The sequence below is a fragment of the Flavobacterium odoriferum genome (assembly GCF_025499515.1).
GTDB classification, from domain to species: Bacteria; Bacteroidota; Bacteroidia; order Flavobacteriales; family Flavobacteriaceae; genus Flavobacterium; species Flavobacterium odoriferum.
This window is the reverse complement of sequence record NZ_JAMKFA010000014.1, coordinates 93,293-116,862: the sequence shown is the minus strand read 5'-3', so window position 1 is coordinate 116,862 and position 23,570 is coordinate 93,293. Positions and strand designations below refer to the sequence as shown.

Sequence of the window (23,570 nt, the reverse complement as noted above, 5' to 3'; positions counted from 1 at the left end):
TGGCAAAAAAATAAAAAAAATGGAATCAGTACAAGCTATAAAACAACGATTTGAAATTATTGGGAACGACCCAAAACTCAATCGTGCCGTGGAGAAAGCCATTCAGGTTGCTCCAACGGATATTTCGGTATTGGTAACAGGTGAAAGTGGTGTTGGAAAAGAAAGTATTCCAAAAATTATTCACTCACTTTCGCACAGAAAACATGGAAAATACATTGCTGTAAACTGTGGTGCAATTCCAGAAGGAACAATTGATAGTGAACTTTTTGGTCACGAAAAAGGCTCGTTTACCGGAGCAACCAATACGCGTGAAGGTTACTTTGAAGTAGCTGATGGTGGAACTATTTTCTTAGATGAAGTAGGCGAATTACCTTTAACGACTCAAGTGCGTTTATTACGTGTTTTGGAAAATGGAGAATTCATCAAAGTGGGTTCTTCGCAAGTACAAAAAACAAATGTGAGAATTGTAGCTGCTACCAACGTGAATATGTTTGATGCGATTGAAAAAGGCAAATTCCGTGAAGATTTATTTTATCGATTGAGTACGGTTGACATTATGTTGCCACCACTTCGCGAACGCAAAGACGACATTCATTTGTTGTTTAGAAAATTTGCTGCCGATTTTGCGCATAAATACAAAATGCCTCCTATTAAATTGGATGACGATGCCATTCAATTGTTGATAAAATACAGATGGAGCGGAAATATTCGTCAGTTACGAAATGTTGCTGAACAAATTTCAGTTCTAGAAACCAAACGTGAGATTTCTTTGCAAACGCTTCACTCCTATTTACCTCAAGAAAATGCAAATTTACCTTCGGTAATTGGAAGTAAAAAATCGGAGAGTGATTTTAGCAACGAAAGAGAAATTTTGTACAAAGTCCTTTTTGATATGAAAAGCGATTTGAATGATTTGAAAAAGCTTACGATGGAATTAATGCAAAACGGAAGTTCAAAAGTACAAGAAGCGAACAAAGGATTAATTCAGAAAATTTACGGTAAACCCGAAGAAAATGCTATTTTTGAAGAAGAACCAAGAGTTGAAATGCTTCCGAATCAAAATAATCTAATGCAAGAAGAGTTTGAAGACGATGACGATGAGAATTATCTATTTGCTGAAACAGTTGACGAAGAAGAAACCTTGAGTTTAGAAGCAAAAGAAATTGAGTTAATCAAAAAATCTTTAGACCGAAACAAAGGAAAAAGAAAAGCAGCAGCAGACGAATTAGGGATTTCGGAACGAACACTTTATAGAAAAATAAAACAATACGACTTATAATGAGATATTTCATCATAGCAATAACTGTAACTTTTTCCTTTCTATTGAATGGTTGCGGAGTTTATAATTTCACTGGAACTGGAAAAATAGATGCCGAAACTTTTCAAGTAAATTATTTTCAAAATAATGCTGAATTAATTGAACCAGGAATTGAAAGAACATTCACTTTAGAATTACAAGACATCATTCAAAACCAGACTAATTTAAATCTAACTTCACAAGGAGGTGATTTGCTTTATGAAGGTGAAATTGTTGAATATCGCATTACACCAATGACTGCTACAGCTGATCAAAGAGCTGCACAAAACAGACTTACGATTGCTGTAATGGTTCGTTTTGTAAATAGAAAAAAAGAAGATGACAATTTTGAAAAACGTTTTTCATTTTTCTATGACTTCGATGCCAATGAGCAATTGGTTGGTTCACAATTAACTGCAGCATTAGATGTGATTTTTGAACGAATCACTCAAGATGTTTTTAACGAATCATTAGCAAAATGGTAATTAATTTATAAACTTTTGAACACATCTGATTTAACATATCTTTTAAACAAACCTGAAGCTACCAACGAAAAACAAACGATAGCTTTAGAAAATATTGTCTTGCAATTTCCGTACTTTCAAGCAGTGCGTGCCTTGCATTTAAAAGGATTGTTCAATCAGGAAAGTTTTAGATATAATTATGAATTAAAAAAAACAGCTGCTTACACAACAGATAGAACAATATTATTTGAATTTATTACTTCGGATAATTTCACAGCGATTCAACAGGAAAAGATAGATGAAATTCAAAAATCTTTGTTAAATATTGAAGTACATCATATGGAAGAAGTAATTGTGCTTCCTCAAATAGAAACTATTGCCACTGAAGAAGAAAAAGTTGAGCTTGAAGTAATAGAAAAAACTTCAGAAGAAAAATTAGAAATTGGTAAACCTTTACCTTTTACTCCTACTGAAAGACATTCGTTTCAAGAATGGTTACAATTGACAAAATTTAGTCCAATTGATCGTGAAAATGAGGCAATCAACCCTCAAATTGAAGCTGAAAAGCAAAAAAAAATAGATATAATAGATAAATTTATTGAAGCCAATCCAAAAATTGCTCCAGTAAAAGATCTAACGAAAACACCTGCAAATATTACTAAAAGTGTTGAAGAGCCAACACACTTAATGACTGAGACATTAGCAAAAGTATACTTAGAACAAAAAAAATATAACAAAGCAATACAAGCTTATGAAATATTAATTTTGAAATATCCAGAAAAAAGTAGTTTCTTTGCAGACCGAATAAATGAAATCAAAAATTTACAACAAAATAATAATTAATTATGGGATTTACAGGTTTTTTAATTGCGATAACAATTGTTTGTTTTTTATTAATCTTAGCTATTATGGTTCAAAACCCTAAAGGTGGAGGTTTATCTTCTTCATTTGGTGGTTCTCAACAATTAGGTGGAGTTCAAAAAACAACAGACTTTTTAGATAAAAGTACATGGACATTAGGAGGAATTCTAATTGCATTAATCTTACTTTCAAGTTTGAGTTTTAATGGTGGTGGAGCAACTGGTTCAAAAATTTTAGGAGAAGAAGAAATGGCTGTACCAACAACTACAGTTCCAACTACACCTGAAGCTGCAAAACAAACTGCACCTGCTACACCTGCACCTGCAGAAAAAAAATAAAAACATACAAAAAACATATAAAAATGCCAGCCTGTCAGTGCTGGCTTTTTTATTTCAGTAAAAATGTCAGAAAATTGGTTTGGCATAATTTCTGAAAAACAACAATCAACAAATTAATTTTAATAACCAAAATATACAACTATGTCATTAAACATTAAACCTATTTCAGATCGTGTAGTAATTGCTCCATTGGCAGCAGAAACTACAACAGCTTCGGGAATTATTATTCCAGACACTGCAAAAGAAAAACCACAAAAAGGTACTGTAGTAGCCGTGGGAAATGGCAAAAAAGACTATACCATGACTGTAAAAGTTGGAGATACCGTTTTGTATGGTAAATATTCGGGAACAGAGTTCAAATATGAAGGTAAAGATTACCTGATTATGAGAGAAGACGAAATTTACGCAATTCTTTAATCATAGATTGAACTACAACTTTTAAACATTTAAACGTTAAACATTTAAACAAAAAATTAAAATGGCAAAAGATATAAAATTCGACATTGAAGCGCGCGATGGTTTAAAACGTGGCGTTGACGCATTAGCAAATGCAGTAAAAGTAACTTTAGGACCAAAAGGAAGAAATGTAATTATTTCGAAATCGTTTGGTGGACCAACTGTAACTAAAGACGGTGTTTCTGTTGCAAAAGAAATCGAATTACAAGATCCATTAGAAAACATGGGTGCTCAAATGGTGAAAGAAGTAGCTTCTAAAACCAATGATTTAGCTGGTGACGGGACAACAACTGCAACAGTTTTAGCACAAGCTATCGTTAAAGAAGGTTTGAAAAACGTTGCTGCTGGAGCAAACCCAATGGATTTAAAAAGAGGAATTGACAAAGCTGTTGATACTATTGTTACTGAATTAGGAAAACAATCGGTAGCTGTGGGTGATTCTTCAGAAAAAATCAAACAAGTGGCTTCTATTTCGGCCAACAACGATGATACGATTGGTGATTTAATTGCAACCGCTTTTTCAAAAGTTGGAAAAGAAGGTGTTATTACTGTAGAAGAAGCAAAAGGAATGGACACTTACGTTGATGTGGTAGAAGGAATGCAATTCGACAGAGGCTATTTATCACCCTATTTCGTAACTGATGCAGATAAAATGGTGGCTGAATTAAGCAATCCATACGTTTTATTATACGACAAAAAAATATCAAATTTACAAGAATTGTTACCGGTTTTAGAACCAGTTGCACAATCTGGAAGACCATTATTAATTATCGCTGAAGATGTAGACGGACAAGCGTTAGCAACTTTAGTAGTTAATAAATTACGTGGTGGTTTAAAAATTGCTGCTGTAAAAGCACCAGGTTTTGGAGACAGAAGAAAAGCTATGTTAGAAGACATCGCAATTTTAACTGGTGGAACTGTAATTGCTGAAGAAAGTGGTTATTCATTAGAGAACACTACCTTAGATATGCTTGGAACAGCAGAAAACATTACAATTGACAAAGACAATACAACAATTGTAAATGGTTCAGGCGATGCAGAAAACATTAAAGCAAGAGTAAACCAAATCAAATCGCAAATTGAAACTACAACTTCTGATTACGATAGAGAAAAATTACAAGAGCGTTTAGCTAAATTAGCGGGTGGTGTTGCTGTTTTATATGTTGGAGCGGCTTCTGAAGTAGAAATGAAAGAGAAAAAAGATCGTGTTGACGATGCTTTACACGCAACTCGTGCAGCTGTTGAAGAAGGAATTGTTGCTGGTGGTGGTGTTGCTTTAGTAAGAGCAAAAGCCGCTTTAGCAAATATCAAAGCAGAAAACGCAGACGAAGCAACAGGAATTCAAATCATTAATAAAGCGGTAGAATCTCCTTTGAGAACTATTGTTGAAAATGCTGGTGGCGAAGGTTCTGTAGTAATTGCAAAAGTTACTGAAGGAACAGCCGATTTCGGATTCAATGCAAAAACAGGAGAATATGTTCAAATGTTAGCTGCTGGAATTATCGATCCTAAAAAAGTAACACGTGTAGCTTTAGAAAACGCAGCTTCTGTAGCTGGAATGATTTTAACTACAGAATGTGCTTTAATTGACATAAAAGAAGAATCATCAAGTATGCCAATGGGCGGTGGAATGCCAGGAATGATGTAATATTTTTCTTAAAAAAAATTAGAAACTGCTTGATAATCTCAAGCAGTTTTTTTTATATTTACAAAATATAAAAATCTTAAAGCCATGAAAAACAATTTTTTAATTATTACTCTTTTTTTCTGTTTACAATTATTTTCTCAAAATTTGGATAAAAATAAAATTGATGAAACATTAATTAATTATTATAAATTAGATCGTGAAAACATCTTTTTACACCTTAACAAATCTGTCTATTTAACAAACGAAACTATTTGGTTTAAAGGTTATATAATTGAAAAAAAAGAGTCAAAACTTAATTTTGAAACTACAAATGTTTATGTTTCGATATTAGATGAAAATAATTTAGAAATTTCAAATCAACTTTTTTATGCTTCAAACGGAGTTATTTTAGGACAAATTAAAATTAACGAATCATTACCTTCTGGAAATTATTACATTCATGTTTACACCAATTACATGAATAATTTTAAAGAAAACGAATCAACAATTCAGCCTTTAAAAATAATCAATATTCAAGATAAGGTTATTCCAACAAAATCTGAAGAAACAACAAGCCCTTCAATAATTACATCATATGAAGGCGGAAGTTTATTAGCAAATTGCGACAACACTGTTGGTGTTAGTATTCAAGATTGTTATGGAAATGGTTTAAAAATAGGCAATATTAAGGTGAAAAATAACAAAGGAGAAGTCATAAATACATTTGCAACCAACAGCGAAGGTTATGGTAAATTTGACCTTTTTAAAACCAATTTAGAAATTTATACAATTGAATTTGAACATAACGCCAAAGCAATTTCTAAAAAACTAGACTTCCCTGTTTTAGAAGGAATAAATGTTACAGCCGTTAATTATAGTGATGACAACAAACTTCTAATAACAATTAAAACTAATGAAGAAAGTTTTAAAAAATACAAAAACAAACCTTTTTCAATAATTATTCAAAAAAATGATCAAGGTAATGTAGTTGATTTTATTTTAGACGCGACTCAAAAAAACTTTGTCATAAATCAATCGGATATTCCTAACGGAATTAGTGCAATTCGATTAATTAATAGTGACTTAGAATCAATATCTGAAAGAGTAATTTATCACAATTTAATTCAAAACAAAATCTCACTAACAACAATTAAAACAAAAGATAGTATTAAAGTTAGTGGAAAAATTAATAACCGAATAGGAAATTTTAGTGTGAGTACATTACCTACTGGTGATGCAAACAACAACACAAACAATATAATCTCTAATTTAGTTTTTAAAAATTATTGCTCTACAGAGAAGTTAAATACAGATTATTATTTTGAAAATTTTAACAAAAGAAAAAAATACGAATTAGACTTAGTTCTTCTACATTCAAAAACGAATTACAAGTGGAGTGCTATCTTAAACGAAACTCCTAAAGAAACCTATTCATTTGATATTGGTTTAAATATTGATGGCAAGGTAAATCAAAATGTAGGTTCTAAAGAAAAATTAAGATTGTTTTCAATAAATGGAATTAATGAGACTACTACATTAAATGAAAAAAACGAATTTGAATTCAAAAACATATTAGCCATTGACTCAACAAATTTTCATTTTTCATTAATTAAAAAAGATGATAAACTTCAGTCGCTTAATATTTATTCAAGAGTAACAAATAACAATAAAAAATTTAATAAAAAACCACTAATAATTAAGACTTTATGTCCATCAGAAAAATTTATTAAGAATGATTTTGATACAAACCTAGAATTCCCAAAATTAGAAAATGTAACTATTCTTAAAGATGTTGAAGTTGCCGAAGTAAAAAAAGAAAAGCTTGAAAAAGAACGAGAATATAATAATTCAATGGCTAAAGGGTATAAAATCAACGATAGTGATATAACTTCATTTAGAGATGTTCTGTCATTTATTGCATCTCATGGTTATGATGTAAGTAGAGAAGGTGGAAATATAACTATTCGTTCCAGAATCACTAAATCGTTCTTAGGAAATAGAGAACCTGCTGTTTTTTTAGATAATGCACCACTAACAGATTTTACTTACTTATTAAATTTATTACTTATAGACATTGATGAAATTTACATTAACAAACACGGGTATGGAATGGGTGGTAGTGGTGGAACAAATGGATCAATTAGAATTTATACAAAAAAAACATATGTAGCTAAACAAAGTCCAAATCTGATAAAATCAAAATCTTTAATAATAAAAGGAGGCTTTCAACCTTTATTAGAGTATGAAAATCCAAAATATGTATCTTATAGTAATGAATCATTTTTGAAATACGGAACAATTGATTGGATTCCAAATGTTTATACAGATGAGACCGGAAATTTCGAGTTTACAATTCCGCACTTTAACCAAGAAAAATTAAAAATTAACATTCAAGGAATTGATAATTTTGGGCAACTGTATTACAATAATTTTGAAATTGATATAAAATAAAACTATTATGCAAAAAACAGTTTTCTTAGTATGCTTATTTCATTTTTTCAGCTTTTCACAAACCGTGAATAAAGAAAAAATTGCTCAGTCAATAGATAACTATTATCAATTTGAAAGAGAAAACATTCATTTGCATTTAAATAAAACTGTTTTTCTTTCTAATGAAACTATTTGGTTTAAAGGATACATTTATGATAAAAAAACAAACTCGCTTAACATTGGGACTACAAATGTTTATGTGAGTTTGTACAATTCTAAAAGAAAAGAACTTTCAAATAATCTGTTTTTTGCTTCTAATGGAACTATTGATGGGCAAATAAATTTACCTAAAGAATTAGAATCTGGAATGTATTATCTTCATGTGTATACCAATTTCATGAATAATTTTGAGGAAGATGAATCAACTTATCAAGAAATTGAAATTATAGTTCCAAAACAAATTAATGCCACAAAATCATATGACAAAAACAATGTTACTGTTAGCATAAATTATGAAGGAGGAAATTTAATTACCGATTGTGATAATAATGTTGTTGTAAAAATATCGGATTGCTTAAATAAAGGTATTAAGATTGAAAACATTAAAGTTTTAGATGAAAAACAAAATGTAATTACCACTTTTTCTACCAATAAATTGGGGTATGGAAAATTTATTCTCCCAAAAGTTAAAGATGAAATTTATTCAATTGTAAGCAATAATAATTTTATAAATTTTTCCGAAAAATTAAAAAAACCTTCATCAGATAATTTTAATTTACTATTAGAAGGTATCATTGGTGACTCTTATACTTTAGAAATTAGAGCTAATCCAAATACGCTGAAAAAGTATGAAAATGAAGAATTATTCCTTCTCATTCAAAAAGACAGAGCTACTCGTTTTATAACTTTTAAAATTCAAAAAAACGTTATTTCAAAATTTACTTTAGATAAGAAAAACTTCTTTGAAGGAGTAAATATACTTCGATTAATCGATAAGAATTTAAATCAAATCTCTGAAAGAATAATCTACAAAAAAGAAAATTCTACTAATGCAGTATCCATAATAAGTCACACAAAGACTAATGACAGCATTAAAATAATTGGAAAATTAAACAATCTCAATTCACAATTAAGCATTAGTGCATTACCTTTCTCAACAAGTAAAAGCATCTATTCAAATTCAATATTAAAAACATTGGCTTTTGACAATTATTTGACCAACAAAATTAATCCTGAATTGTTGAATTCTAAAACTACCTCAGCGGATTTTGACTTATTTTTAATTTCAAATACATCAAAATATAATTGGCAATCAATTCTTAACATAATTCCAAATATAAAGTACGAATTTGAAACAGGTATTGATTTGACAATCAGATTAAATAATTCTAATTCATCAAAAGCGACCAAGCAACTTAAAATTTTTTCAACTAATGGAATTAGCGAAACAACTACCATGAATCCAGATTCTGATTTTGTTTTTAAAAATATTTTGGCACTTGATTCAATATCTATTCATTACAATTTTCCCAAAAAACCAGATTTAGCTAATAAAACAACTATTTTACACACATTAAAAAAGAATAAATCAAAATTCAATAAACTAAATACAATTGATTTAGTTTCAAATTGTGAATTAAGTTATTCAGACAACAGCAATGATTATGATTACAACAATTCTGAAATAAAAACAACAGAATTAAAAAATGTAGAAGTTGTGCAAAACGTAAAACAAAAACTTCTATATACAAATTTTCCATCAACGAGGAGCGCTCAAGCATATAAAATTACAGAAGTAGTATCAGACACATATAAAGATGTTTTATCATTTATTGCATCTCACCAATATGATGTAATACGTGACAGCATTGGAAATACAGTAATCGTAACAAGAAACAAACGTTCATTTTTAGGAAATCGATATCCTATTGTTTTATTAGACAACGGACGAATTTACAATATTAATGACCTAGTGAACTTTAGATTAATAAACGTAGATGAAATATACATTAATAATAGAGGAGCAGGAATGGGACAAGAAGGGATGAATGGGGTAATAAGTATTTTTACAAAAAAACAACCAACTTTTAATCCTTTGCCAGAAACTAAAAACAGTAATTTCTTTTATATTACCAATGGATTTAAAAATGTTTTACCATTCGTAACTTCTGAGAAATTATCAAATCAGTCTGAAGCAGTTTTTAAAGAATACGGAACACTAGACTTTACAAGAACTATTCAATCCAATACAAATGGTATTTTTGAGTACCAAATTCCACTTAACAATCAAAAAAAGATTATATTAAATGTTCAAGGCATTGATGATAAGGGTCAATTATACAACCAAGATATTGAACTTGAAATCAAATAAAAAAATCCGATTAGAGAAATTCTAATCGGATTTTTTTATTACTTAGACCAGTCGAAATTTGACATATAGGACAATCTTACTGTCGGATTATTTTCTTGAAATGTATTCGTATAATTCCAAATATTTTGATGAATATAACTCAATTGAATTTGATGGTTTTTATCAAAATTATATCCAACTCCACCAATCAATCGATTCTGATTTAAAAATGTCTTTCCTGCATTCGAACCAATATTCATAAAAACCTCATCACCAAACAAAGCAAATAACTTCGTAACCTCTTCCTTTTTTATCAAAGGATAATTGAATAAAAGCATATAACGCATTCGGTTTCTATAGTCGTAATAATCTATTTCTAAATCACCATTTGATTGCAGAACAGGAACACCAACATATCGAAATTCATCTCGTAATCGATGTGTGATTTTTAATTTTCCACTATTGTGAACAAACGTTCCTTGAATCCAAAAATGATTTTCAGGAATACTAATTTTATTCATCGCAGGATTTCCGTAGGAATACGTATTATAATGACTAAACCCAACACTTCCCATAAACTTTTTAGTAAATTGATAATCTACCGAAGGACGAATAAAATATTGCTGTTTTTCAGAAAATCCGTTAGCATATCGCATTGTGGCTTCAAACGAAAATGAAAACTTTTCTGTAATCATATTCTTTCCAAAATAATGCAACCAAATATCGTTATTACTTTCTTTTACTTGTGCATAACTAATATTCACAGTAAATAAGCTCGCTATTCCGATAAAGAACAGCAAGCGCATTTTTATATTTTTCATCCTTATTCTGCAATTAGATTTTTTCTTGAAGCTTTTGGGTGCAAAGATAAGGGTTTATGATTTTCTAAACCAATGATAGTTACTGTTCCTCCATCATCATGTGCTTCATAATCATGTTTAAAATGCTCCAAATTTTCCATTACCGAATGGTCTACTAATTTTGTTTTTTTCAAACAAATACTTACTTGATATCCAGGCGGAATTTCCTCTAATTTTCTTTTGATTCCTAAATAATTAGAAAAAATAGCGGCTTTATTAATTTCAACTTTGTACTCATTATCCACGAAGGAAACCACAGTAGGCGCTTTAAAGAAAGAAGAAATCGGTGTGCCATTTACAACATGAATAATCATTTTAACCAACATTCCTGCAGCAATTCCAAGTAATAAATCTTCAAATAAAGTTACCAAAACAGTAACCGTGAAAATGAATAATTGTTCTTTTCCAATATGTAACATGTGCATGAATTCTTTTGGATGCGCTAATTTTATTCCCACACTAATTAACATAGCGGCTAAAGCTGCGTTAGGAATCATTTCTAGTAACGGAGCTGCTAATAAAACAAAAAGTAAAATAAAAAATCCGTGAAAGAAATTTGCCCAACGCGTTTTAGCACCATTATTAACATTAGAAGAACTACGAGCTACTTCAGAAATCATTGGCAAACCACCTAAAACAGCAGCTAGCGTATTTCCAATTCCAACTGCGATTAAATCTTTATTTGTGTTGGATTTTCTTTTGAATGGATCTAACAAATCGATGGCTTTTACGGTTAGTAACGATTCTAACGTTCCAACCAAAGCAAACATAATCACATATTTAATGAATAATCCGGTTTGATTAATTCCTGAAAAATCGACATTCCAGTTGATATTATCTACTAAATTTCCGATTTTTACCAAAGCATACGGTGGTTCTGTGTGTGCGAAATCCATAAATAATTCACATGGAATAGCAAATAACAACACAACCAAGGGCGCCGGAATCATCTTAATAGATTTGTTTTTGATGTATGGCCAACCCAACATAATTACCAAACTCACCACTCCAATAATCGAAGCTTTTGTATCTAAATTGATGATGAATTTGGGAATGTTTAATAACAATTCGATTGGTCCCATTCCTTTTGCTAAAGCAGGATTATCATTTAATAAAACTGGAATTTGTTTAGCAATAATAATAATTCCAATAGCTGCTAACATTCCGTGAATAGTAGAAAGCGGGAAGAAATCGGCTAATTTTCCTAATTTTAAAACTCCGAAAAGAATTTGGATAATTCCTGCCACAACCATTGCTCCAAGGGCTAATTTCCAACCTAAATCGTTGTTTCCTTGCCCAAACTCGGCAACAGCGCCTGCAACAATAACAATTAAACCAGCAGCAGGTCCTTTAATCGTTAAACGAGAACCCATGAAAAACGAAACGACTAAACCACCAATAATTGCAGTAATTAATCCCATAATTGGAGGAAAATCAGAAGCTTTTGCAATTCCTAAACTTAAAGGCAATGCTAATAAAAACACAATGAAACCAGAAATTGCATCCGATTTAAAATTCTCCTTTAGACCCGCCAATCCATCAGCAGGTATATATTTTTTAATTTTTGAATTCATTTTTAACAATTTTATGATGATTTGTAAGGCAACTCATGGTATGTTTTTACATGAGGTCCAAGAAATAAACGTGCATAAATTCGGATTCCAGCAATACCTGAAACCACAAAACTTGATGCTACGAAAAAGGCAAGAATAACTTGATTACTACCAATATGACTAAAAATCAAATCTTCGCCAATAAATGTTGAAGTGATTGGAAATCCAGTAATTCCAAGTGTTGCCAACAAGAAAAAGAAAGCAAATTTTGGATGTTCGTAAACATGTCCTAAATATTGACTAATTAAAATCCGCATTTCTATTTTTTTCAGCTGAAGCAAAGCAATATAACCTATGCCTCCTGCCAGAATAATTCCTGCTAAATAAAAGGCAATCTCGCTTACGCTAACTTTGTCATTAAACACAATGGCTAAAGCAATCCAAAAATGATTTAATACGATTAATATCCAGGCTAGAAACGGACTTTTTCGTTCTGAAAAGGATTTAAAAACAAATACCAATCCAATAAACGCGAAGACTTCAGGTAAAACCGAAATAAGTTGTTGTGGCAAATCTACTTTGAATTTATAAGCTAAAAAGCCCAATACAAAAAGCGGAATAAAAAAGGAATACACTCTTTTGATATCTAAAAAATCTAATAACTTTCCGATTGTTTTTAAGGGTTTCCAAAGTACCAAATTCAAGAAGCCTTCCAAATTAAATTCCTTTAAAGCAAGAATATACAAAGAGTTTTCAATTCGTTTTGGAAAAAATAAATTAGCTTTTTTACTTTTTGGCTGGAAATTGTAAAATTGGTCTCGAATCAAATAACTCACCACAGATGGCGAAACTAACAGTTGGTACGTTCTTAAAAATGCATTTCCTGCAAAGTGAATTAAAGCCAACGTTTCAAATCCTAATGCAATTTCGATGAAAATAATACCAATTTGAGATATGGAACTATAAGCGACCTGACTTTTTACCGAAGATTGAACTCTCGCCATTAATGATGCAGCAATACTGGTTGTAAATCCCATTAAACCAATAGCAATTCGCATAGTGGTTTGATGTTCCCAAAATGGATAGGTTCTTAACATTAAGAAAACGCCTAAATGCACGGATAATGAACCATAGAAAATTGCACTTGATGGCGTTGGTCCTTCCATTGCTCTTGGCAACCATGATGAGAACGGAATTTGAGCCGATTTTGCCGCAGCCGCACAAGCCAAACAAAGTGCTATAAAAACACCAATAAATGAATGACTTTGTAAATGTTCGTTAACCAACTCATAATTATTCAACTTCATGAACGTAATATTTTCATGAAATAAATGATGGCTTGCCCACATGGTTAGTAGTAATCCGACATCGCCAATTCTGTAAATTGAAAACACTTTAAATGCGTTTTTTACTGGCAAATAACGTTCTCTATAAAATGCGATTAATAAAAATGATGAAATTCCGATGATTTCCCAACCAATAAATAAGGTTTCGAAATTACCTGCTAAAATGGCCAAATTATAACCAAAAAAGAAAAACAAAACGGTATTAAAAAAACGTTTATATCCTTTTTCTCTGTGCAAATAATAACGGCTATAAGTTGTTATCATTGAGGTTAACAAAGCCCCAACAAACAAATAAACCGCACCAATTTTATCAAAATAAAAATCTATAAAAAACTCATAATGATCTGTTTTTAAAAGTGTTATTTCTTTTAAATTCAAATCTTCTGAACCATTAAAAATCCAAAAACCGATAAACAATACCAATCCCAAAAATTGAATAAAAACCGTTCCGAAAGCAATTCCAGATATTAATTTTTCGTTTTTCTCTGGTAAAAAGATACTTACGACAAACCCTAAAAAAGGTACTAATAAAAAATATTGAAGTATATGTTCCATGATATTAAGCGTTTGTTAGAATTCCTACTGGAAGATTTTCCTTTGTTTTTTCAGCTAATGCTAACTCATTTTCAATAAGACTAGCTTTTTGAATTGGATGATATTCGATGAATTCTTCTTGTTCAAAAACAAAAATCTGTTTCGTTTCTGGATGAACAACCGCTAATCGTAACCACTCGTTTTTATACCATTCATAAGTAGCTGGGTTTTTTGAAATCGCTTTTTTAACTACTTCAGGATAATGCTCAACAACCGCTAATAATCGTATTGGATCATGGACTTCTATCATTTGACTGGGTAAACCTGGGCGCAAATCGCCATCAATTCCGTTGGCAACACCAATTAATCCCATTACGTTATGAGGTAATTTTGAACCTGCACCTAATTTTTGATTGTCTACTCTCGAAAAATAATATTCCAAATTAATTCCTCCAGCAACTGGCGCTACTTGACCCAGAATTACGGCTAAATAATCCCCCGAAGCATCAATTTGATAATCATAAGAATTTAAAAAAGAACGTCTGTCTAAAAATAATTGTTTCGACAAACTTCTTCTACCAACTACACACATGGCATTGGTAGCATGATTTAATTCTGGTCGAGGTTCAAATAAAGAAAAAGCTCTTTTTTTAACGTTTTCATGAATTTTTTCAATCGTTTCGGTCGAATCAATCGTATCAAATCTTCTGGAACGTTCTTTGGCGTTATTTGCTAAAGCTATTTCAAAGGTGATTGCATTTTCATGATGTAACTTTTTATTGACATCGTTCAAAATGTCTTCATCATAAAATGCAATTTCGTCGCGTGTAGTATCATGTAAAGCTGGTAAAAATTGAGTTTCTGCTGGAATATTAATTCCTCTCTCTTTCAATATATCCCTCACACTTGGATGATTAGCCGCATAAGATGCCACTTTTGCGTTTACCGAACTTGGTCTACCACAACAAGCACCACAATCGTAACCTGCATAATGTGTATTATTTACACTTGTTGCTCCATGACCTACCACATAAACAATTGGGGCGAAATTTTGTACCAAGCCAATGCTTTTTAGTAATCCTTCTATCCTATTTGCCATTTCTTCGATGGTAAAACCAACTTGCAAATCGTCAACTTTTTCATTGTTATTGTTTTCAATAACCAATTTTGATTTTTTATGCAAATGCTTGAAAGAAGCTGTAGTTGCTGGTGACATCGAAGGTTTGAAAATATTCAAAAACAACTTGAATGCCGAAGAAAACCCTAAAGTTTGACTAATTATGCAACCAAATAACAACGAATGAGATTGCTTGTGATAATGCAAATCTTTAGCTTGTTTTTTCTTCCTATGTTCTTCTTTAATTAAATATTTAGGCGTTACTGGTGCAGGACATAATTTTGTGTGAAATTTTCCACCAACAGGCTGAAAATAAAATTCAAAATTAAAAAAAGCTGCTGTTCCAAAAGTTACTGCTTGTTTGTCGATATGTTCGATATGTCTTCTAAACGAACATTCTCTATCGTCCATACAAAACATTCCTTGAAAACTTGGTTTCTCGGCAATAGTAATCTCGTTTACTTCTTTTACTCCAGATAATACCTCATCATAAAAGCTAAATTCAAAAGCTTGTTGCCAAAGTGATAATACATCAAATAGCTCGTTATATTTTATAGCATCAAACAAATGATATTCTTCTGCTCTGACCTTAAGACCTAGTGGCGACCAGTTACTATTGAATTTTTTATCTAAAACATCAATCTCTAATAGTAATTCAAATTGTACTAGTTCTTCAAAAGTAATGGGTTTGCTATCTAAAAGTGAACTTGGGTTGGATTCAATAGTAGCAATCATGCCACTCCATCCTGGGTGAGAAAATTGTTGATCAAACAAATAATGTTCGTACAATTCTTCTTTTCCTACAACAATTTCTAACAATTGTGTTATTGAAGCCTTATTGAATAGCAATTCTTTTACTCGTTTTGAAGTAAAAATTCCAGTTGCTGCATTTTTTTCTAAAGCAATTATTGAGTTAAGAAAACCATTCTCGTTTTCAGGAAAAGTCCACATGGCAATTCCCTGGTCTAAATAGCTACACAAAACTCTAAACAACAAACTATGTGTTGATTTCTCAAGATTTATAGCATATTCTTTTTTCCAATTGGCGCGTAAATTTCCTATTCTTGATTGAACGGATTCATCATACGATTGATGTAATAATTTATGCTTCCAAGATTCTATATTTTCAATTCCTTTATTTTTCGAAATAATATAGTCTAAAACGTTTTCCTTAATCTCATTTTTAGCAAATCTGCTTCTAAACTCTACCAAAGAAAGATAAGTTTTATAACCAAAAATTGTATTGGCTTTTGCTAAAGCTTCGTGAAACTCTTTATGTTGAAATGCGTGTAATGTATTGTGATGCACAAAGTCTTTCAACGGATTTTGTGCTGGTAAATAATGGGTTAAGTGATGAAGCACTTTGTGTTCATCAAAACCAACATTTTGTGTTTTCATTTTATAATGAAATTGAATTAATACAAATAAATCATTGATTTCAAAGGGTTTGAAATCTAAAAAAAACAATTATCGTATTAAGACAAATGAAATTTCCAATTACAATATAAATCGTAAAGTGGAATTATTTTTTTTGAGTAAAAATTAGAAAATTCTTGAAATTGAACTTTCTTTTCTTTAAGTGTTAAATTGAAATTATAGGTAGTGTTTTCAAATCCAAACCATTCAATATCGGTTTCAATTTCAGGTTCTAATTCAATTATAATAATTTCACCTTCTTCAAAACTTGAATGTGTAACCTTGGTAATTTCTTTGTTTTTATGCTCTTGTGAAAACTTAGAATACGAAAATTCTGGAATCGAATTTAAATTTTGACCAATACCAAAAACCCACATTGATATTGCGAGTAATGGAAAAATAAAAAATAGTCGTTTACTATTACTCAAAATTGGTTTCACTTTCTACCTAAAAGAAAGTACAAATGTATAGTATATTTTGATTCAGCAATTTAAATTACAAATAATTTTAACAAAAAATCCGATTAGAAATTTCTAATCGGATTTTTTGTTACTCTATTCTTTCGTAGTTACAACAACCATGAAGTTTATCATAATCTTCATCTTTTGCTTTTACAAATTCGGTGTCGTGACCCACAGCAGCAATTGCTTTTGCTACATCTACGGCTGAACATTTTGTTTCATCAATAATCAAATGAATATCTCCATGATCAGCGTGCCATTCTGCACTTTTTACTCCTTTTACAGAAAAAGCAGCCTTTTCAACACGTTTTTCACACATTTCACAATTTCCTGCTACTTTGAATTCCACTTTTTTGTTTTTGCTTTTCTTTTCTTGAGCTACCATTGTTAGCGAAAAAAGACTCGATATAATTATTACTACTATTTTTTTCATTTTATTTTCAGTTTAATTAATGATTATGTTGTTCGCCTTCGATGTGAATGTGGTCATCTTGGTCTTTTTTCTTTTCTTTAATTTTAAATCGCAATCCAGCATAATACATAGAACCAAAAGTGGGTCCGTATATCATACTACTATCAAAATAAGTACCAAAAGGGTTTTCATTTTGAATAATTCCGTTGGTTTGTTTGTAATTCGTCATATTTTCTCCTCCAACATACACTTCAAAAACGCTTGAAAACGTTCTAGTAATTTGAGCATTTAATGTTCCGAAAGCTGGTGCATATTCATCCAAACGATATTGCGTAGGATTTGATTGTGTATAAGGTAAACGTTGCCCTCCTAACCAATTGTAAGTTAAATCAAACTTCCATTGTTGTCCTTTGTCTTTAATATGTGTTTCATAAGCTAAATTTCCAAAAACTCGGTGTTTTGCTTGCAATGCCTTTTCCAATTGTCCTCTTGTGAATTGCGTTTGCACGTCGTAATATTTGTAAGCTGTTTTAAAAGTCAAATGCGTCATCAAATCAATAGAAAATTCCGCTTGAAATGAATTAGCAAAACTATTCCCATCTAAATTATAAAATAAAACATCTTGCGGAGAAGCATCAACATCAACCACCGCTTGATTCTGGAAATCCGTTCTATAATAATCTAAAATTACTTCGGCATCTTTTCCTGCTAATTTGAATTTTTGGATAAAACTTAAACCGTAATTCCATGCAATTTCTGGGTTTAATCCGTATAATTTTCCATCCGTATTCAAGATTGAGAAATTTCTGTTAGATGCGAATAATTGTTGGTTTTCAGCAAAAATATTAGCAGCGCGTTTTCCTCTTCCTGCTGAAGCTCTAATTACGGCTTCTTTCCAAGGATTATAACGAAGATGCAATCTCGGCGTGATAAAAGTTCCTAAACGATTGTGATTGTCAACTCGTGCTCCAGCAATCAAACTGAAATTATCGGTATTGTCATAGGTATATTCAAAAAAAGCACCAACTGAGTTATCAATTCTTGAAAAATCACGGCTAAAATTCACCGCTACGAATTCGTTATAATCATCGTAAGTGAAGTTTAAACCCGTTGTAAATTTATTCTTAGTGTTATTGATAATCGAATTGAATAATAAATTCGAATAAAAACTTTTTTGATGAATATCATACTGATTTAACCCAAAATACGAATCTTGTTTGTGCGATTGAAACGAATTTTGAAATCCAAAACTTTGATAAGGCATTTCTGGAAAAACGTAACCTGTTTTGTTTGAAATTTCTATTTTTTCAGTATTAATTTCGCTTCCCCAAGCATTTGTTGTTAACTTATCAGTATCTGGATTGAAATCCATTTCTCCCGCTTGTTTTTCATCATTCATGTAGCGAACATTTAAAAAACTTACGATTCCATTTTCGGCATCGTTATATTGCCAACGGTTTAAAATATTGACTTGTTTTCCGATTGGACCATCTAAAAATCCATCATCATTCATATCATTTTTCCCAACACGTGTATTTCCGTGTAAAAACAAAGTCGAACTCAATTTATCAGAAAATTTGTTATTGAAATGTGTGTTAATTTCATAACGTTCATCCTGCGAAGCATACGCATTTAAGAAAAACGGAATGTCATTAGAAGGTTTCAAAACTTCATAATTAATTTGGCCTGAAATACTTTCGTAACCATTAATTACGCTTCCTGCACCTTTGGTAATTTGAATACTTTCTACCCAAGTTCCCGGCACAAAAGACAATCCGTAAGCTTGCGAAGCGCCACGAACAGAAGGAATATTTTCTTCCGCTATTAAAATATATGGACTTGTTAATCCTAACATTTTAATCTGACGATTTCCTGTTACAGCATCCGAAAAATTAACATCGATGGATGGGTTTGTACTAAAACTTTCAGACAAATTACAACAAGCCGCTTTAAGCAACTCTTTTTGCCCCATTACTTGGACATTTTGAACTTTGTATAAGGAATGTTCTGTTCCTTTTTTGGTTTTAGAAACCACGACTTCTTTTAAGGTATTTACTTCTTTTAATACAACAGAAATCGTAGTTGAAGTAATTTCTATTTTTTTAGTTTCAAATCCAATGTAACTGATTACTAAAAAAGTAGTTTCGGGAGATTTTTTTATGGTAAAATTCCCATTTTCATCTGTTGTAGTTCCAATTGCAGTATTGAACCAAAACACATTAGCACCTAATAAAGGTTGATTATTTTCGTCTGTTACTATTCCTTTTATGGTTTCTTGAGAATAAATAAATTGAGAAACAAAGAATAGCAAAAACGCTATATTTTTAAACATAATAAGATTATTTATTGTTATTAATTCTTTGATTTACAGAATAAAAAACAATAAAATTATGCGTAAAAAACCAATTGACAGTAAAGTTTGTAGAGTGGCGGCGCATGAGAATCGCAGTAAAAAGCCACTTCATTTGAAACGATATTATCTGATTCAAATGCAACAAAATTTGGTTTCCAATCAGCAACAAAAACAGTTGGTTCTAAATCTAATTGAAGGGTTTTAACCAATATATCATCGGTCTTTTTTTCAACTTTGATTAGTTTGTTGGAACAACAAGAATCGTGAGAATCTGCTGTAGCACAACATGATTTTATATCTTCAACACAAGGTTTGTCTTCTTGATATTGAAAAGAAACCGATGCAATTTCATCTTTACAATAATGCACAGCAAAACTCAACCCTAAATTGGCAAGCAATACTAAGGAAGCTAATACAATACTTATGTGTTTTCTGAAATTCATCGAAGCAAAAATAGGAAATTGAATTTTAATTTGCGTTAATTTTATTCTAAATTTCAATCACTTGTCCTAAAAATGGCACTTGAGCTTCAAAACCATATTGTTCTTGTACTTTTAATCGCAATTCATCAGCGGCTTCATTTTCGCCATGAACTAAGAATACTTTTTTAGGTTTGGTTTCCAATTCGGATAACCAATTCAGTAAATCTTTTTGGTCACCATGAGCGGATAAACTTTCGATTATCATAATATTTGCTTGCACTGGATAATATTTCCCGTAAATTTTAATTTCTTGTGCGCCTTCTAATAATTTTCTACCGCGAGTTCCCTCAGCTTGATAACCTACCAATGTTACAGTAGTTTCTGGTTTATCGATTAATCTTTCCAAATACGACAAAACCCTTCCTCCTGTAATCATTCCACTTGCTGCGATGACTACTTTGGGTTGTTTATCGTAAACGGCATTCATGCTGTCTTTATAATCGGAGATTAGCGTAAAAACTTTGCACATTTCGTCGCAATCTTCAAAGGAAAGTTTGTGCCAAGTGCGATTGTCTTTAAAAACATCTAAAACGCTAATTCCCATTGGTGTATCGATGATGTAAGGCATATTTGGAATACGTTCTTCTTTTTTTAATTGCCAAATTAAATACATCATAGTTTGCACACGTTCTACCGCAAAACTTGGAATTATAACTGTTCCGCCTTTGTTGAATGTATTATTGATGATGGTTTCCAATTCAAACAAAGCGTCGGTTTGTGGATGAAGACGATTTCCGTAGGTACTTTCTAAGAAAACATAATCTGCTTTTTTCGGTTTTTGAGGTGGAAACATTAGTACGTCATCGTCTTGACCGATGTCGCCAGAGAAAACCAAAACTTTTCCATCGATAGTTAATTCAATTGAACAAGCGCCTAAAATGTGACTCGCATAAAAGAATTTGAATGAAATATCATCATCTAATTTCACATCTAAATCTTTATCTACCACTCGAAACTTCGGAATTACAGCATCTACTTCGGATTCTGTATATAAAGGTTCGGCCGGATTGTGTTTTGAGAAATGTTCTTCATTCGCTTTTTTAGCTTCTTCTTCCTGAATTTTTGCACTATCATATAAAATCAATCGTGAAATTTCTTTCGTTGGTCTTGTACAGAAAATTTTTCCATTGAAACCTTCGTTAACCAGTTTTGGCAACCAACCACAATGATCTAAATGTCCGTGAGTAAGCAATACAAAATCAATCGTTTCAGGTAAAATGGAAAGTGGCTCTCGATTTAATTCGCGCAATGATTTTATTCCTTGAAACATTCCGCAATCAATCAAAATTCGAAGATTATTGTGTTCGATTAACGTTTTGGAACCTGTAACAGTTCCTGCTCCTCCTAAAAAATGAATTTTCATGATTTTTGCTTTAATTTGTTAATTGATTCGCTTCTTTTAAAACATTTATAGTTCGATTATGACTTAACTCGATGGTTTTTAAATAATCGGGATTCTGAATTAAATCTTTAATGGTAATACAATCTAAAATCAACAATTGGTCTTTTTCTGCTTTGGTTAGAGTGGTTAAACAAGTTACTGGATAAACTCGAAAACGATCAACCAAATCTTTGATTCCGTTTTTTTGAGGATAATCCCAACTCAACATGCTCAAACCCGAACATTCTCCAAACTGAATAGCATCAGTGGTAAACTTGTTGTTGGTTACAATGATACATTTTGAAATACTTCGCTTCGCCGAAAACAAATCGTACTTTTTATCTTTCAAATCATTAAATCGAGAGAGGATATACATTGGAACTTTTACATCACTTTTTGCATCTTGACCGGAATGAAATTTGCATTCAATCATGGAAACTATATCGTTTTTGAGAAGTAAAACATCAATTTCATGAGAAATACATTTCCCATTTAGTGTAATGCTAACTTTAGTTTGAAAACCTTGTTCTTTCATGACTTTAGCAATAAATTTCTCAAAGAAAAATCCAGCAGGACCAAGTCCTAACAAGGCAGTTCTTAGATTGTATCGAGCGGCATGAACATTAGAAATGTTTTTTAGTAATTGATAAGCACGTTTATAAATTCTTTTCGAGGAAATGCCCTCATACATTTCGCTTTCAATTTCCTTAACAATGGTTTCTGCCACAGCTTGGTCGGCTCCTGATTTTCGGAGTGAATTAATTAGTTTCTGTTCATCGTAATGAACTAATTCACCTGAGTATTTTGTAACTTTCATAATCAAAAAGATTATTACATAAAGATACAAAAAATTAGCGAGTTAACTGCTGATAATAAAAAGCCGGAATAAAAAGCACTAAAAATAAAGGCTGGATTAAAAATCGTCTCAAATAAAACAAAACCAAATAATCTGGTTGTTCCAAAAAATGCAATGTTCCAAAAAATAAAATCATTAGTATTACAAACAAAACAATAAATAACATTGCTGAAAATTTGACCAATTGCAATTGTTTAAAAAGCAGATAAATAATTCCTAAAGAAAGAAACATATTCAATGCATAACGAAATAAAAGCCCAATTACTAGTTTTGTAGTATCAAAAACAGGTAATGGTTTGTTTTGATAATCATATTTGAAAAATTGCAAAAAAGGATCGTAAAAAAGTTGGTCTTCAAAAGCACGAATTAACACCAATCCTAAAACAGATAAAATTAGAAGCAGAACACTTTTCTTGTTTTTACGAATTTCTTTTAGCATAGCCTGAAAATTTGGTTACCCACAAAATCCATAAAAGAAAAACAACCCCGTAAATGAATAATGGAAAAATAGTTCCATGCAAAATTTCTTCATATTCTGGGTAATAATATAGTGCAAAAGACAATAATGCAATTCTAATAATATTCAAAATATGAATTAAAATAACTCCAGAAACAATGTACAAACCTGTTTTCTTCCATTGGGTAGAAAATGCAAAAATAAAAGCCGCAAACAAAATCATCACACTTATTGCATTACAACCTTCAATTACACGAGCAACATACTTATCTTTATAAAAAATCTTTATTGAAGGTTCAAAATCATGCGGAAATGATCTTGTATTATCAACAAAAAAACTCATCAATTTTTTTGTCTGGTTAGCAACAACTTCTGTAAAATAATCCACTTCGTTATTTACGACATCATATTGATTTAAATACATTTTATACATAAAAGTAAAAAATACGTAAAACAATAGAAACTTTGATAAAAAAGTAAAGAAGGGTTTATATTGTAAAAAATTGTTTCTCAAAATGT

At 31.1% G+C, this 23,570-nt stretch carries 20 protein-coding genes; 8 read left to right on the top strand and 12 right to left on the bottom strand.

From position 1 onward, the window contains the following. Nucleotides 1–19: 19 nt before the first annotated feature. The 8 genes from M9Q43_RS11410 (at nt 20) to M9Q43_RS11375 (ending at nt 9,844) form a co-directional block, all read left to right on the top strand. Nucleotides 20–1,279 (top strand): sigma-54 interaction domain-containing protein, encoded by a 1,260-nt coding sequence (locus M9Q43_RS11410; RefSeq protein WP_262319025.1) that lies wholly within the window; start codon nt 20–22, stop codon nt 1,277–1,279. After that, nucleotides 1,279–1,782, top strand: coding sequence for an LptE family protein (locus tag M9Q43_RS11405; protein ID WP_262319024.1), 504 nt, complete (start codon nt 1,279–1,281; stop codon nt 1,780–1,782). Before M9Q43_RS11410 ends, M9Q43_RS11405 begins: the two co-directional genes overlap by 1 nt. Before the next feature lie 15 nt (nt 1,783–1,797). After that, the gene (locus M9Q43_RS11400; protein ID WP_262319023.1) at nt 1,798–2,604 is read left to right on the top strand and encodes a tetratricopeptide repeat protein; all 807 of its coding nucleotides are present in this window, start codon (nt 1,798–1,800) and stop codon (nt 2,602–2,604) included. Beyond that, nucleotides 2,604–2,960, top strand: a complete 357-nt coding sequence (gene secG / locus M9Q43_RS11395; RefSeq protein WP_262319061.1) for a preprotein translocase subunit SecG — start codon at nt 2,604–2,606, stop codon at nt 2,958–2,960. The genes M9Q43_RS11400 and secG overlap by 1 nt, the downstream gene beginning before the upstream one ends. Before the next feature lie 141 nt (nt 2,961–3,101). Further along, nucleotides 3,102–3,377 carry a co-chaperone GroES gene (locus M9Q43_RS11390; RefSeq protein WP_008256449.1) on the top strand — a complete coding sequence of 92 codons (276 nt, stop codon included), beginning with the start codon at nt 3,102–3,104 and terminating at the stop codon, nt 3,375–3,377. Nucleotides 3,378–3,438: 61 nt separating this feature from the next. Continuing rightward, nucleotides 3,439–5,064 carry a chaperonin GroEL gene (gene groL / locus M9Q43_RS11385; RefSeq protein ID WP_262319022.1) on the top strand — a complete coding sequence of 542 codons (1,626 nt, stop codon included), beginning with the start codon at nt 3,439–3,441 and terminating at the stop codon, nt 5,062–5,064. Between the two features lie 84 nt (nt 5,065–5,148). Next, a complete protein-coding gene (locus tag M9Q43_RS11380; protein WP_262319021.1) occupies nt 5,149–7,494 on the top strand; it encodes a hypothetical protein in 2,346 nt (781 codons plus the stop codon). 7 nt (nt 7,495–7,501) lie between these two features. After that, entirely contained in the window at nt 7,502–9,844 is a 2,343-nt protein-coding gene (locus M9Q43_RS11375) for a hypothetical protein (protein ID WP_262319020.1), read from the top strand. Nucleotides 9,845–9,882: 38 nt separating this feature from the next. On the opposite strand, the gene M9Q43_RS11370 is transcribed toward M9Q43_RS11375, so the two are convergent. From M9Q43_RS11370 to xrtF, 12 genes are all read right to left on the bottom strand, one after another. Further along, complete coding sequence (locus M9Q43_RS11370; protein WP_262319019.1) at nt 9,883–10,644, bottom strand: DUF2490 domain-containing protein; 762 nt, start codon at nt 10,642–10,644, stop codon at nt 9,883–9,885. Between the two features lie 2 nt (nt 10,645–10,646). Then, a complete protein-coding gene (locus tag M9Q43_RS11365; protein ID WP_262319018.1) occupies nt 10,647–12,257 on the bottom strand; it encodes a SulP family inorganic anion transporter in 1,611 nt (536 codons plus the stop codon). An 11-nt stretch (nt 12,258–12,268) separates the two neighbouring features. Beyond that, on the bottom strand, nt 12,269–14,137 hold the full coding sequence (locus M9Q43_RS11360) for a proton-conducting transporter transmembrane domain-containing protein (protein WP_262319017.1): 1,869 nt from the start codon (nt 14,135–14,137) through the stop codon (nt 12,269–12,271). A gap of 4 nt (nt 14,138–14,141) precedes the next feature. Then, on the bottom strand, nt 14,142–16,631 hold the full coding sequence (locus tag M9Q43_RS11355) for a YbcC family protein (RefSeq protein WP_262319016.1): 2,490 nt from the start codon (nt 16,629–16,631) through the stop codon (nt 14,142–14,144). 77 nt (nt 16,632–16,708) lie between these two features. After that, nucleotides 16,709–17,026: a hypothetical protein gene (locus M9Q43_RS11350; protein ID WP_262319015.1), complete on the bottom strand. Its 318-nt coding sequence runs from the start codon at nt 17,024–17,026 to the stop codon at nt 16,709–16,711. 172 nt (nt 17,027–17,198) lie between these two features. Further along, the gene (locus tag M9Q43_RS11345; protein ID WP_262319014.1) at nt 17,199–17,543 is read right to left on the bottom strand and encodes a heavy-metal-associated domain-containing protein; all 345 of its coding nucleotides are present in this window, start codon (nt 17,541–17,543) and stop codon (nt 17,199–17,201) included. A gap of 16 nt (nt 17,544–17,559) precedes the next feature. Further along, nucleotides 17,560–19,854 (bottom strand): TonB-dependent receptor, encoded by a 2,295-nt coding sequence (locus tag M9Q43_RS11340; RefSeq protein ID WP_262319013.1) that lies wholly within the window; start codon nt 19,852–19,854, stop codon nt 17,560–17,562. Between the two features lie 56 nt (nt 19,855–19,910). After that, on the bottom strand, nt 19,911–20,375 hold the full coding sequence (locus tag M9Q43_RS11335) for an HYC_CC_PP family protein (RefSeq protein ID WP_262319012.1): 465 nt from the start codon (nt 20,373–20,375) through the stop codon (nt 19,911–19,913). Further along, the gene (locus M9Q43_RS11330) at nt 20,365–21,720 is read right to left on the bottom strand and encodes an MBL fold metallo-hydrolase (protein WP_262319011.1); all 1,356 of its coding nucleotides are present in this window, start codon (nt 21,718–21,720) and stop codon (nt 20,365–20,367) included. The genes M9Q43_RS11335 and M9Q43_RS11330 overlap by 11 nt, the downstream gene beginning before the upstream one ends. Before the next feature lie 10 nt (nt 21,721–21,730). After that, nucleotides 21,731–22,555, bottom strand: coding sequence for a restriction endonuclease (locus tag M9Q43_RS11325; RefSeq protein ID WP_262319010.1), 825 nt, complete (start codon nt 22,553–22,555; stop codon nt 21,731–21,733). A gap of 34 nt (nt 22,556–22,589) precedes the next feature. Beyond that, the gene (locus tag M9Q43_RS11320) at nt 22,590–23,033 is read right to left on the bottom strand and encodes an exosortase F system-associated membrane protein (RefSeq protein ID WP_262319009.1); all 444 of its coding nucleotides are present in this window, start codon (nt 23,031–23,033) and stop codon (nt 22,590–22,592) included. Continuing rightward, nucleotides 23,014–23,565 carry an exosortase family protein XrtF gene (xrtF, locus tag M9Q43_RS11315; RefSeq protein WP_262319008.1) on the bottom strand — a complete coding sequence of 184 codons (552 nt, stop codon included), beginning with the start codon at nt 23,563–23,565 and terminating at the stop codon, nt 23,014–23,016. Before xrtF ends, M9Q43_RS11320 begins: the two co-directional genes overlap by 20 nt. Nucleotides 23,566–23,570: the final 5 nt, after the last annotated feature.